Origin of the sequence: Providencia sp. PROV156, assembly GCF_028480905.1 — a bacterium.
In the GTDB taxonomy this organism is placed as follows: domain Bacteria; phylum Pseudomonadota; class Gammaproteobacteria; order Enterobacterales; family Enterobacteriaceae; genus Providencia; species Providencia hangzhouensis.
In genome coordinates this window covers 88258-100968 of sequence record NZ_JAMPPE010000016.1, presented here as the reverse complement: position 1 = coordinate 100968, position 12711 = coordinate 88258, and the positions used below count along the sequence as shown (strand labels likewise).

12 protein-coding genes are annotated in these 12711 nt (G+C 39.2%); 2 read left to right on the top strand and 10 right to left on the bottom strand.

Features of this window, described 5'->3' with window-relative positions; translation table 11 throughout:
- Positions 1 to 3: 3 nt before the first annotated feature.
- The 8 genes from PSF31_RS13200 to PSF31_RS13165 form a co-directional block, all read right to left on the bottom strand.
- Complete coding sequence (locus PSF31_RS13200) at positions 4 to 921, bottom strand: VOC family protein (protein WP_272683199.1); 918 nt, start codon at positions 919 to 921, stop codon at positions 4 to 6.
- A gap of 109 nt (positions 922 to 1030) precedes the next feature.
- A complete protein-coding gene (locus PSF31_RS13195; protein ID WP_096864031.1) occupies positions 1031 to 1807 on the bottom strand; it encodes an IclR family transcriptional regulator in 777 nt (258 codons plus the stop codon).
- 33 nt (positions 1808 to 1840) lie between these two features.
- Positions 1841 to 2596 (bottom strand): SDR family oxidoreductase, encoded by a 756-nt coding sequence (locus tag PSF31_RS13190; RefSeq protein ID WP_096864032.1) that lies wholly within the window; start codon positions 2594 to 2596, stop codon positions 1841 to 1843.
- Positions 2589 to 3629, bottom strand: a complete 1041-nt coding sequence (locus tag PSF31_RS13185; RefSeq protein WP_096864033.1) for an aromatic ring-hydroxylating oxygenase subunit alpha — start codon at positions 3627 to 3629, stop codon at positions 2589 to 2591. Before PSF31_RS13185 ends, PSF31_RS13190 begins: the two co-directional genes overlap by 8 nt.
- Before the next feature lie 57 nt (positions 3630 to 3686).
- Complete coding sequence (locus PSF31_RS13180) at positions 3687 to 3995, bottom strand: recombinase-like helix-turn-helix domain-containing protein (protein ID WP_004257971.1); 309 nt, start codon at positions 3993 to 3995, stop codon at positions 3687 to 3689.
- A 2-nt stretch (positions 3996 to 3997) separates the two neighbouring features.
- Positions 3998 to 4312: a nitrite reductase small subunit NirD gene (gene nirD / locus PSF31_RS13175; RefSeq protein WP_036958011.1), complete on the bottom strand. Its 315-nt coding sequence runs from the start codon at positions 4310 to 4312 to the stop codon at positions 3998 to 4000.
- Between the two features lie 328 nt (positions 4313 to 4640).
- A complete protein-coding gene (locus tag PSF31_RS13170) occupies positions 4641 to 6122 on the bottom strand; it encodes a glycoside hydrolase family 1 protein (RefSeq protein ID WP_096864034.1) in 1482 nt (493 codons plus the stop codon).
- A gap of 17 nt (positions 6123 to 6139) precedes the next feature.
- Positions 6140 to 8056, bottom strand: coding sequence for a beta-glucoside-specific PTS transporter subunit IIABC (locus PSF31_RS13165; protein ID WP_164560929.1), 1917 nt, complete (start codon positions 8054 to 8056; stop codon positions 6140 to 6142).
- Positions 8057 to 8771: 715 nt separating this feature from the next.
- Here PSF31_RS13165 and PSF31_RS13160 point away from each other — a divergent pair.
- Positions 8772 to 9599 carry a PRD domain-containing protein gene (locus PSF31_RS13160; protein WP_164560930.1) on the top strand — a complete coding sequence of 276 codons (828 nt, stop codon included), beginning with the start codon at positions 8772 to 8774 and terminating at the stop codon, positions 9597 to 9599.
- 124 nt (positions 9600 to 9723) lie between these two features.
- Positions 9724 to 10533, top strand: a complete 810-nt coding sequence (gene yidA / locus PSF31_RS13155) for a sugar-phosphatase (protein ID WP_164560931.1) — start codon at positions 9724 to 9726, stop codon at positions 10531 to 10533.
- Between the two features lie 80 nt (positions 10534 to 10613).
- On the opposite strand, the gene PSF31_RS13150 is transcribed toward yidA, so the two are convergent.
- The gene (locus PSF31_RS13150; RefSeq protein WP_096864038.1) at positions 10614 to 11792 is read right to left on the bottom strand and encodes an anaerobic sulfatase maturase; all 1179 of its coding nucleotides are present in this window, start codon (positions 11790 to 11792) and stop codon (positions 10614 to 10616) included.
- 31 nt (positions 11793 to 11823) lie between these two features.
- Positions 11824 to 12705, bottom strand: coding sequence for a 5'/3'-nucleotidase SurE (gene surE, locus PSF31_RS13145; protein WP_096864039.1), 882 nt, complete (start codon positions 12703 to 12705; stop codon positions 11824 to 11826).
- Positions 12706 to 12711 lie beyond the last annotated feature (6 nt).

The window sequence follows — 12711 nt, the reverse complement described above, 5'->3', positions numbered from 1 at the left end:
GTGTTACTCCTTAACTTGGCGGCGAGTTTCATAATCGAGACCGCCTTCTACAGCCCATTCGGTAAATGAAACTAAGGAATGTTCCAGTTCGCGCGGGTGCCACTTATCGGTAAGGTAATCATCATTGGTGTAATATTCGAAAGCACCACCTGTTGGGCTGTTGACATACCAAAAGTAAGCGGATGAGATAGGGTGGCGGCCTGGGCCAATAAAGGTGCTCCATTGATGGCGGTTCATTGCTAGGCCGCCGCCAATCACTTCATGGATATCACGAACCGTAAAAGCGACATGGTTGAGGCCGCTGCTACGATGAGGAAGCTTCAGCAAAAACAGGTTATGGTGGCAACCGTTTATTTGTGTCCGTAAAAAGACGGCACGGTCGATATAACGGTCAGAAACTTGAAAACCCAGTTTTTGGCAATAGAACGCTTCTGTAGAAGGTAAGTCATCAACAAAGAACACCACGTGGCCGACGTTAATAGGGGGGGCTTTTTCGTAAACCGGGCTAGGTTTATCAATGCGGCGAATATCCCCCCATTGGTTGATAGCGGTGACTTCTAATTCAACCGTTTTTTGTTTGCTGATGGTGAAAGCGACAGTCATGCCATTTGGGTCACGGCATTGTGCGCCATCTGGCGTCAGTTGAAAGCCATCACAAGGCCTAATTTTCTCAATGACCTCTTGGAGTTTATCCGAGTTTTCAACACCCCATGTAATGCGGCGCAGTGTTGAACCCGCTTCAAAAGGGGCTGGCAGATTTGGGTCTTGGTGTGAAAATAACTGTATTTCTGCACCAGATAAGGTCGTGAATAACGAGGCGTTATCAGAGGCCGCTTTGAGGCCAAAATCATGTAAAAATTTCTGGCAGCTAGGGATATTTTCAACACCAAATTCTAATTTTTCTATTCCAATCACTGACATTGTAAAGTCCTCTATCGATTGGTGTTATTGCCAAAGGTTTTTTTGGACAAAAAGAACCTGAGGCTTATGGCAATAAACCTAAAAATGTGTGGATGATATTTGGTTAACGCTAAACGGCTTTTGCTTGGCTCATACCACCAATAAATTCAGTGAGTTTTTGGGCTGCATAGCTCACTTCATTTTGTAATCGCCGGCACTCTTGTGCAGGGATGCTACTCATTGGCACCATGATGCTAATTACCGCTTCTACGCCATTCGTTTGGTTATAAACAGGGTAAACAATGGATGAAATCCCCCGACGGTAAAATGATTCACCAATCACATAGCCTCGCAGTTTGTCAGCTTGGATCATTTGCCAAAATTCCTGCTTAAAGCCTGCGTTATCGGGGAGTTCATCATCAGGGTAAAGCGCATCAAATTCAGCGCGAGTTAACCCGCTGAGTAGCATTCGACCCAGTGAGGTTCGGTGCGCTGATAAACGCGTGCCTACGCTAACATGGTTAATCTTTGATTCTGCGCCACTGACTCTGGCGATATAAATAATGTCCCGACCATCTCGAATGACTAAATGGCTGTTACATTGGCTTCGGTCTCTGAGTTGCTCGATAATGGGCTGGCCTAACTGGGTTAAATCGAGTGATGCAATATAGCCAAGACCAAGGCTGAGTACTTTGCGGCCTAATGAAAATGCTCCAGTACGTGGATGTTGGACGAGGAAATCCAAGTGCACTAAGGTTTGGATCGCACGGTAAGCCGTTGCTTTGGGCATATCGACTAAGCGGAGGATCTCTGCAAATGTCAATTCGCGATGCTGTTGAGCGAGTAACAGAAGAAGCTGTAGCCCTTTTTCCAAACCGGGTACTAGATATTTACACGTTGAATTCATGGTCCTCACCTCTTTACCGACTGAATGGCGAAATTAGTTAAAAATAAAGCCACCATTAACTGGGATTAGCTGGCCTGTGACAAAATCGGCCATGGGCGAAAGCAAATACAAAGCGGTTCCCGTAACGTCTTCGGGCATCTGCTCTCCTTGTAATGCTCTGCCATTTTCATATAGCTGGTGGCGCTCAGCGGGAACGTATTCGGTCGCTTCGACTTTAGTGAGCCCAGGGGCAATCGCGTTGACACAAATACGGTGAACGCCGAGTTCACGTGCCATTGAGCGGGTCATACTGATGATTGCGCCTTTACTGGCGACATAAGCCATGAGCTTAGGGGCTCCCCAAAGTGCGGTATCAGAGGCAATATTGATAATTTTGCCGCGGGAACTCTGCTTTAAAAAGGGGAGAGCGGCTTTGGTGACTAGCCACGTTCCTCTGACGTTCACTGTCATGACCTTATCCCATAGCGCCAAGTCATATTCGTCGAGCAGCTTCCCACCCACTCCGGTTGCCAGAGCCGCATTATTAATCAGCCCATCAATTGCACCTTGTTGACCAATACTGTTGAATGCATGAGTGATTGAGTCAGGATCCGCTAAGTCGAGAGAAACACCTTGGGCTTCAAACCCTTGTTGTTGTAAGGACTCGACACTTTCTTGTAATCGTTGCTCTAGGATGTCACACAAGATAACTTGAGCACCTTGTTCTGCAGCAGCTTGCGCAAAACTCAAGCCAAGCCCTCTTGCGGCTCCTGTGATTACAATGCGTTTTCCTGCCAAGATATCATGCATTTTCAGTTTCCTTATTGTTGATTAAGTCAAACTGTTTCTTCGCTTCGCGTTGCATAATGCGGCGTAGGCGGGATAAACCCACATCGTGCTGATAAAGAAATTCTTTATCGCGTGCATTTGGTGTGAGGTTTTCTAAAATAATGCGATCTTGTTCTAAAACATCCCAATGCAGTCCTTCTAGGCGGTTGCGGTACATAAAGCGCCATAAATCACGTTGCCAGTCTTTCACTTTGCGAATACGCCAAAAGAAAACACGAGTATGGTGACGGTCTTCAGGTACGACCATGCCGATAATCCAAAAGTGCCCACCAGGGCCGAAGCGTTTTTGATATGGGATAGATAAACGCAGCCAATTTGCACCCGTACTCGCGAATTCCACCCAGTCAAAGTTGACACCTATTTGGTCATTTTTACGGAAAATAAAGCCATTTTTTGTTGCTTCTAGGATCATTTCTGATTGTTTGTCACCTTCTGCCATTGAGTGTGATGATGAATGGAGATAGGTACCATGCATTGGGTCCATCACGTTTTCGAGTGCATATTGGTAATTGCACTTCCACGATGCGGTACAGAGGAAATTGCTGTGGTTTTCGTCATCAGCTAATTCTTCAGGGAATTCAAGGGCAGGAGGTGTTTCACCATCAATTACCGCAAAATAGAGAAAGATAGCACCATGAACTTCTTGAACGGGATAGGTTTTTAAACATTTTTGACCTTCAAGAGGGCATTGACTGACCGCTGGAACATCTTTAACGATGCCATCTCCACCGACTTCGACACCGTGATACCAGCAGGCAATGCGTTCACCTAAGTTCCAACCCATTGATAAACGGGCACCACGGTGAGGGCATCTATCTTCTAAAGCATGAATTTGGCCTTTATCATCACGCCAAAGCACGATTTGTTCTTCTAAGCGAGTAATACCGATAGGGTTACTACTGACTTCCCAACTGGATAAAACGGGGTACCATTGCCCACGTAATCCGACATCCAAATAATCTTGGTAGTTTTGAAGTTGTGTATTTGTCATCATCATTTGCTTCCGTTTATCAAAGGTGTTTTTGTTTTCTTTTCTTAGTATGACAATGTGCTAGTAACCATTGACGAGAAGAAATTCGCGGAAACTGCTTGTGGACCAAGGTTGCCCTTGTCGGTCATATAGTTGTTGTTGATTTAATGCACTAACTAATTCTTCAAGTGATTCAGTGCCTGCAGCGAATAGCGTTTCCAGTGCAAAAATGAGTTTGTTTTCATACTCATCAGGCATACGTGAACGTGTTTGCCAAACGATATTCGGTGCACTTCCTGGCGCTTGGATACTGCCTTTACCACCTTCTCGTGCTGGGATAATTTGATTATTTGCTGGTAAATACGGATTAATATTTTGAATAGGTTCCATTTCTACTCCTCAATCAAACTGATTTCGATTCGGTTGTTGTGAATGCGTGTCTGGTAGGTTTTGAGATCTCGCCCACCAGGTTCGCGTAAACATTTACCCGTTTTAATATCGAAAACGGCTTCATGTAATGGGCATTCCACTTTGCCATCTTCAACAAAACCTTGGCTTAACAGGGCATAGGCATGTGGGCAAACATCTTCTAAGGCATAATATTGGTCTTCAACTAAGAAGATCCCAATTTCGGCATCATCAACTTTGGCTGAAAAAGGAAATTCTTCTTGAACTTGTGAGACATCGCAGACAGCAATCCAGCTCATGGTTTTCTCCTTTTGAATGTGTTGTAACATTTTGTTTCATATGCGAAACATTGTTTTTTATTTAAAACCAGATTAATTGTATGGGTGATTATTAGTCAATCAAATGTTGGTTAAATGTAAAATATTCGTTTCAAAATGTGGGGTGTGTCGAGGTTATGGCGGAGTTTGGTTTCATATGAGAAACCAGTTAATGCGAGGCATTAAGGTGGCCACTCATATCTGGTGTAGAAAATAAAAATAGTTGAAGGCCAGCCATACCAATAAAATAGCCCTCAATAGAGGATAAGCTATCGAGGGCGTATTCGGTTAAATAAGTTAAATTTAAGGCTTACTCGAGGTCTTCCCCATTAGAGGCAATGACTCGCTGATACCAGTAAAAAGATTCTTTCGGTATACGTTTTAAAGAGCCATTACCTTCATCATCTTGTTCTACATAGATAAAGCCATAACGTTTGGTCATTTGTGAGGTACCGCAGCTGATCAGGTCAATGCAGCCCCAAGTGGTATATCCCATTAAATGCACTCCATCACGAATAGCTTCTTTCATGGCAATAATGTGCTCTTTAATATACTCAATACGATATGGGTCAGAAACCGTACCATCTGGGTTTAGAGTATCACGTGCCCCTAAACCATTTTCGACGACAAACAGAGGAACACCATAGCGATCCCACAGTTTATTCAGGGTAATACGAAGGCCAGTTGGGTCAATCGGCCAGCCCCATTCAGACAATTTGAGGTATGGGTTTTTAATTTTACTGACTAAGTGGCCTGATAACTCTTTTGCGTCAGGCCCCCCTTTGGTGACATAGGTCATGTAATAACTAAGTGAAATAAAATCAGCAATACCTTCTTTTAATACTTTAAAATCTTCAGGTTCAACTTGAATGTTAATATTATTTTCTTCGAAATAACGCAGCATATAGGCAGGATATTCCCCACGAACACTAACATCAGGGTAGAAGAGGTTGATTTGATCTTCTTTTAACGCTTGTAATTGGTCTTCTGGGTTGCAACTTTCAGCGTAAGTTTCTAAGCGGCAAATCATGCAACCAATTTGGGCGTTAGGCATCATTTGTTTACCCAGTTTGATAGAAATAGCACTGGCAACAAACTGGTTATGCGACGCTTGGTATGCGGCTTCTTCAACATTTTTAACGGTATCAGGTAATGTACCTGCACCTGTATATAAGCTGTTCAGGTTCATGTTCATTTCATTGAACGTGATCCAATATTTTACTTTTGATTCATATCGCTTATAACAAGTAGTTGCGAATTTTACGAATAAATCAATTAGGCGACGATCTTGCCAGCCATTGAATTTTTGTGTCAGAGTTAGTGGCATTTCGTAATGAGAAAGTGTGACGAGTGGTTCGATGTTATATTTCGCTAACTCATCAAATACGCGGTCGTAAAAGGCTAAACCTTCTTCATTTGGCTGCTCATCAATTCCATTTGGAAATATACGCGCCCAAGAAATAGATAAACGGAATACTTTAAAGCCCATTTCAGCAAATAATGCGATATCTTCTTCATAACGATGATAGAAGTCGATCCCCCAGCGTTTCGGGAATAAGGCTTTACACTCGGGTTTTAAATATTCTTCCAGCTCTTTTGAGGTAACGTTAAACGTAAAGTTATTGACGGAACCATCTGCATAAGGGTCTTTATAGGCGGCAACGTCTGAAGTTGATAATCCTTTACCACCTTGGTCAAAAGCCCCTTCGATTTGGTTAGCCGCTGTTGCGCCGCCCCATAAGAAGCCTTTTGGAAAACCAATTGTGCTAATGTTTTTGGTATCTAATTTCATAATATCCTCTTACTAAATCAATTAACGGTGAGCAGTGTTGTGGTATTACTTGTGACATGTTTCTGATTTGTCACCTGTAATTCACTGAACTCGTCAAAGTTGGTTATCAAAACCGGGGTGATTGTTGATAATGAATGTTTAGTTATATTTTCAATATCGAACTCGATGAGTAGGTCTCCAGCTTTAACGCTGTCTTTTTCATTAACATGGAGAATGAAACCTTCACCATTTAATGAAACGGTATCGATACCTACATGAATTAGGATGTCTAACCCCTCATGGGTCGTTAGACCGATGGCATGTTTGCTCGGGGTGACCATGGAAATAATGCCATCCGTGGGAGCATAAACTTTGTTATCTGAAGGAAGGATGGCAATACCATCTCCAATGATTTTATTGGCAAAAACAGTATCTGGGACTTGTTCTAGTGCCAGTGTTTCCCCTGAAATTGGCGCGAATAAGTTAAGATTGATTAATTTTTTATCGCTTTGAGAGTGTGTTGATAGAGTATTTTCTTCACTATTATTCTTATTTGATGAAACTAGGTTATGGGGTGAAGTCGACTCTTTATTTGGAGAGAGTCCCGTTTCATCAAGTTTTAATGAAAGTGTAATAATAAATGCTAAAGAAAAACTGACGATGACAGCGAGACAAACAAACAGGAAGTTATTGGTTCCCGCTTCAACATAAGTGGGTAAGGCCGTAATTCCAGGAATACTAAAAGCAAACGCTTTGACTGCAAATGTACCGATAATTCCACCTCCCACTGCCCCTCCAATTAATGCCGCATAAAATGGTTTTTTCAAACGCATGGTAACGCCATAAATTGCAGGCTCTGTGATACCAAAAACCGCAGAAAGGGATGAGGAGTAAGCGATGGACTTTAATTTAGTATTTTTGCTCTTAATCGCGACAGCTAATGTTGCTCCTGCTTGTGCGAGGTTGCTGGATAAACTAATTGGTAATAAGACAAAGTCATAACCCAATGTTTTAAAATTAGAAAATGTAGCTGGGAAAAAGGCATAATGCATCCCTGTGATCACTAGCAGTGATAGGCATCCTCCCATGATGAAACCAGCGATAGGCCCTGCAACATCAAATAAATACGAGAATGTTTGTTGTAAATATTCGCCAATGTAGTAGCCCAACGGTGCTAATAATGACAGAGTGATAATTGATGAGATAATTAAAACAAGTAGTGGCGCAAAAATAATTTTTACACTGGTAGGGATTATTTTTTCAACCCATTTACTGATATAGCTTAATAACCATACACCTAAAATAATCGGAATAACGGTGAAGTTATAAGTAATGTTAGGGATATTAATGCCAAAGAAAGACATTGTGGGCTCGCCTTGAAACATCGGATAAACAAGGATGAATGCCAATGTGACGGCGATATACTCATTAGTTTTAAATTTTTTAGCAACAGAGAATGCAAGTAAAATAGGTAAAAAGTAAAATGCTGAATCAGAAATTGTGTAGAGAATTCGGTATTCTGAACTGCCATTAGGTATAAAGCCAAAAATATCAAAAAGCGCAAGTAATCCCTTCAATAACCCAGTTCCAATAATAGCGGGTAAAATAGGGGTAAAAATACCTGAAAGAAAATCAAAAAAGGTATTAATAATATTTTGTTTCGGTTCTACTATTTCTTCTTGCTGAGTTTCTTCGAGCGGAGAACCATTTGGCTCAACGATTTTATGTAGTTCGGTAAATACGTGGGTAACGTGGCTTCCCAATATGACTTGCAGTTGATTACCTTGAAAGTTAACGCCCAATACCCAAGGGATATCACGTAATTTTTCAATCTCGACAAGATCATTATTGTGCAGGTTAAACCGCAAGCGTGTAATGCAATGCCAATGCTGACTAATATTTTTTTGACCACCAATAAGCGTGATGATCTGTTCTGCAACTTGTCTACTTTCCATAAGTATACCTATAAAAAAACCTGAACAATGTCCCCCAAAATTAATTGGAAGTATTGTTCAGGTTAATGCCTAGTCTTGCCAGTTACACACCTGTTATATTTAAAGCTTAAGTTTATGCCTGACTCATTTTATTTTTACAAACAACCTAATGAGTAATGCTAATTTCTATCATTTTTACAAATAATAATGAATTTTATCATTTGTTCTGAAAAAAACATTATTATTCATAATCATTACTATTTATAAAGTCGTTGTCTGTACCTCAAAATTTAGGAATAAAAAAACCTGAAACTATTGAATAAATTAAATTCAATCTGTTTCAGGTTATTGCCTAGTCTAGCTAGTTACAGACCTACCATTACGTTATAAGATTTTTATGAATGAAAGACAATCTTTGATTAATAAATTTGTGATCCGTGCGACAGAGATATGCTCATATCTAAACTTGAGTTTTTCTGAAAATTTAATTATGAAGGTATTCTTTACAGCGAGTTGATAGTTAAAGCTATCTTTATAAAATAATTAGGGGCTTCTACTCAGCTATCGATCACAAAAAGCAGCGATGTATCTTGCTTTTTAAAAGGAGAAAAGATATATCTACAGGTAGTTGGTGTGTTACTAGCTCGACTAGGCAAAAACCTGAAGATGCTGAAGTTTACTTCATGTCATTTCAGGTTTTTTGCATTTATAACTTATAAAAATGGAAGTACTCTATATGTATATAATAAAAAAAGTTATAAATAATAATGTGATACTTGTGGATAATGATGCCCAACAAGAATTCGTTATAATTGGTAAAGGTATTGGGTTTAATTCAAAGGCAGGTCAAAACTACCACTGCACTGAGGGGGATGAGCTTTTTAGTAAGCCCCATGACTATGATATTCATAATTTTGTCGATAATATTCCGATTGGGATAATAAAGTTAACACTTGAAGTGATTAATAAATGTAAACCGATTTTAAATGCAAAATTAAGTGACAGTTTAGTCATTACATTATCTGAACATATTACATTTGCTATTGAGCGAAGTAAAAATAGAGAAATGAGTATCTCTCTCTATGAAGTTCCCTATCTTTATCACCTTGAATTTATTGCAGGGAAAGTGGCCGTTGATTATATTAATGAAAATCTAGGGGTTAGCCTACCACCTGGTGAAGCATCGTTAATTGCGCTACATTTTGTCAATGCGAAGTTAAATAATAAAAGCGTAGGGGATACGTTAAAATTCACGCAAACGGTTTATAAGATTATTAATATCATAAATTATTCTTTTCATATTCAAGTTAATACGGATACCGATAGTTTTTCTCGGTTTATTAACCATCTAAAATATTTATTGATCCGCTGCCAAGCAAATCATGACAAAAGTAGCCAATTTAATTCGGTACTAGAGGAACTCGTTGAAAAGGAATTACTGAAAAATTTTGCATGTGCAAAAAAAATAGCCGCATTGATACAGTCTGAATATGCTATTCCTGTCTCTCGTGAGGAGATTATCTATTTGGCATTACACATAGAAAGGCTGCTACACTCAGTTTAAACGTTACTTTAATTTTTTTAATATAGGTGTGTAACTGGCAAGACTAGGCATTAACCTACGTCATATTCTCCCTCTGTAAAATGCTGTATTGCTATTTTAAATGGGAATAGAAAAGGAAAATTGTATGGCTGTAAAATTAATTGCTATTGACCTTGATGGCACACTATTGAACACGCATCATCAAATCAGCGATAATATTAAATTAGTTCTTCATCAAGCACAGGAAAACAATATACATATTATCCTTGCTTCTGGTCGGCCTTATTCAGGTATTCAACCCTATTTACAACAGTTGGGTTTGGATAAACCGGGAAACTACTGCATTAGTAATAATGGTAGCGTTATTCATGATGCGTCAAATGGCAATCATCTTATCGATTTTTTATTAGATATTGATGACTATAAGAAAATTTATGCTCAAGCGGAAGAATTAGCTCTTTCTTTACATGCTCTTGGTGACAATAAAATTTTCACTGCAAATAAGGTTATTGGTTTTTATACGACACATGAAGCTTATCTTTCGAATACATTAATCCATTATGTTCCAATGGATGAAATGCCTACTGATATCTTATTTACTAAATTGATGATTTCGTCTGAAGAAAACTATTTATCTAGTATTATCAAAAAGATACCATCCAATTATTTTCAGCAATATACATTAGTCAGAAGCACGCCTTATTTTTTAGAAGTTTTAAATAAAAATGCGAATAAAGGGCTAGCAATCCAAGCACTTGCACAACAATTAGATTTGTATAAGCACGAAATCATGTGCATTGGTGACCAAAATAATGATTTGCCTATGTTTGATGTCTCAGGAATTTGTATTGCAATGGAGAATGCAACGGAAGAATTAAAGCAGCGTGCTACGGGGGTTACGAGTTGTAATGATTCTGATGGCGTCGCTAAGGCGATTGAGAAATACGCATTATAAGAGCGCCTAAAGATAAGTAAGTCGTTAAATTACCCAGTAGCGCTTACTGGGTTTTTTGTCTAATACATAGAAGAGGAGGACTAGTTTTTTTGTAATCCTTCTAAGATAGCTTTCATTTTTCCTAAAGAGTGAGAAAGGTGAATTTTATAGGAATCACAAAAATAATTTTTCCTTGGTAACCCTTTTGAATCAAGTAAAAAACGATGTTTTGGGCAGCCGCCGTGACATAACGATTTAAATTCACAGGGTAGGCAGTCTGCGCTGATCTTTTCTTTTTTAAGTGATGAAAAGCGTTGATGATTATCTGATTCCAACATATTAGAGACCGCATCCACCATCAAATTGCCAATTTTATTCTCAGGGTAAACAAAGTGGTCACAAGAATAAAGATCGCCATTTGCTTCTAAAACTAAATTAGCTCCACAGTTTTCACTGGTTACGCAGCTACTCGGCAAACCAAGGCTTTGGCTCATGGTCTGTTCAAAATTCATGATAAATACCTTACCAATATCGTTCTCTTGCCAATGGTCAAAAATATCATTAAGAAATTGGCCATATTTTATTGCACTGACTGACCAATCCGTGACCCTTGCAGTTCCATTAAATTCAGGGGAAATTAATGATAGCCCCTCCGTTGTTGCTTGCTGTGCTTGGCGTTCAACCACAGGGATAAACTGCATATAATAACTACCAATGCTTTTTAAAAATTCATAAATTTCAATCGGTTTATCCACATTGAAATTATTGACAACCGTCAGTGTATTAAAATCAACTTGGTATTTTTTGAGCCGCTCAATACTTACCAGTAAACGTTCGAAAGTACTTTTTCCTGAGCGAGTTAAACGGTGTTGATCATTAACAGAGCGGTCACCATCGATTGAAACGCCCAATAAAAAATGGTGCTCTTTGAAAAATTGGCACCAGTCATCATCAAGGTTTAGCGCATTAGTTTGAAATGAATTTGTAATTCTCTTCTTGCCTGCATATTTTTGTTGAAGTGTGACTGCTTTTTTATAGAACCCTAACCCAAGTAATGTGGGTTCTCCACCTTGCCAAACAAACTCAATTGTGTCCGCTGGTTGTTGCTCGATATTGCTGCGAATGTATTGTTCTAGAACCTCATCGCTCATTCGCCATTGATTTTTTCTATTCGGGTATAGTTTCGATTTCTCTAAATAGAAGCAATAAGTACAATCAATATTGCATACTGAACTCGAAGGTTTAGCCATCAATTGAAAATTTGGGTTTGTATTGCTCATACTTATGCCTCTATTTATTAGAATTGTAATACTATTTTATATTAATAATTTTTTGATACTCTTTAACTTTTTCATCTGGAGCATTCCAGTCACCATCAAATATAGTATAAGTAATGTAGCCTTTATCAAGATATCCTGTATCAGAATCATCATTTCTTATTTTTAATGCCTCTGGATTGATAATTTGTTTTGCTTTTCCTTCTGGCGTTATTACATATAAAATTTGTGGGGATACGGTATATTCATTCTCCACAAATTTAATACCTTTAATTTTATCTTTAGCTAAAGCAGGGTAATTTATACTGACCCCCGATTTAGCCGGGAGTACGGCTTGCCCTGAAACCCAATTTTTATTTAGGTCATCAACTAGCTCAACAACATAATTAACGGAATCAGGCCAATACTTATGGGTACTTGGCCAGCCAGATTTCATTTCCTCTTCATTCATAATATAGCCAATACTGGCGGCTATCGCTGGGTAGCCAAGACGTACAGCACGTGCAGCAGCTGAAACTGTTCCTGAATTAAGTTGTGACGTTCCGGTGTTTGGACCATCGTTGACCCCTGAAATTACAAGGTCTGGTGGTGTTTCCCGTAATAACCCCTGTAAACCGAAATCGAGAGAATCAGCCGGTGTACCAGGAAAACAATAAGTACGCTCATCGACTTTTTTAACATCGAATTCTTTCCCTGCTTTGAATGTAATAGCAGTCCCTATTCCACTTTGATTTGTTGCTGGGCCGACAAGCCAAACATCATAACCTTTAGCATCTAATTGTGATTTTAATTCAGCGATACCAAATGCATCACAACCATCATCATTTACCAATAAAATTCGCATTTTGTCTGTGGATGCTTGGGCTTGAAGCCCAAATAAAGCGAATAAGCTGACAGCTAAAATTGTTTTTTTCATTTATGC

Coding starts and splice junctions, on each gene's coding strand:
- PSF31_RS13200 (WP_272683199.1), bottom strand. CDS start 921: ATGTCAGTGATTGGAATAGAAAAATTAGAATTTGGTGTTGAAAATATC.
- PSF31_RS13195 (WP_096864031.1), bottom strand. CDS start 1,807: ATGAATTCAACGTGTAAATATCTAGTACCCGGTTTGGAAAAAGGGCTA.
- PSF31_RS13190 (WP_096864032.1), bottom strand. CDS start 2,596: ATGCATGATATCTTGGCAGGAAAACGCATTGTAATCACAGGAGCCGCA.
- PSF31_RS13185 (WP_096864033.1), bottom strand. CDS start 3,629: ATGATGACAAATACACAACTTCAAAACTACCAAGATTATTTGGATGTC.
- PSF31_RS13180 (WP_004257971.1), bottom strand. CDS start 3,995: ATGGAACCTATTCAAAATATTAATCCGTATTTACCAGCAAATAATCAA.
- nirD (WP_036958011.1), bottom strand. CDS start 4,312: ATGAGCTGGATTGCTGTCTGCGATGTCTCACAAGTTCAAGAAGAATTT.
- PSF31_RS13170 (WP_096864034.1), bottom strand. CDS start 6,122: ATGAAATTAGATACCAAAAACATTAGCACAATTGGTTTTCCAAAAGGC.
- PSF31_RS13165 (WP_164560929.1), bottom strand. CDS start 8,056: ATGGAAAGTAGACAAGTTGCAGAACAGATCATCACGCTTATTGGTGGT.
- PSF31_RS13160 (WP_164560930.1), top strand. CDS start 8,772: ATGTATATAATAAAAAAAGTTATAAATAATAATGTGATACTTGTGGAT.
- yidA (WP_164560931.1), top strand. CDS start 9,724: ATGGCTGTAAAATTAATTGCTATTGACCTTGATGGCACACTATTGAAC.
- PSF31_RS13150 (WP_096864038.1), bottom strand. CDS start 11,792: ATGAGCAATACAAACCCAAATTTTCAATTGATGGCTAAACCTTCGAGT.
- surE (WP_096864039.1), bottom strand. CDS start 12,705: ATGAAAAAAACAATTTTAGCTGTCAGCTTATTCGCTTTATTTGGGCTT.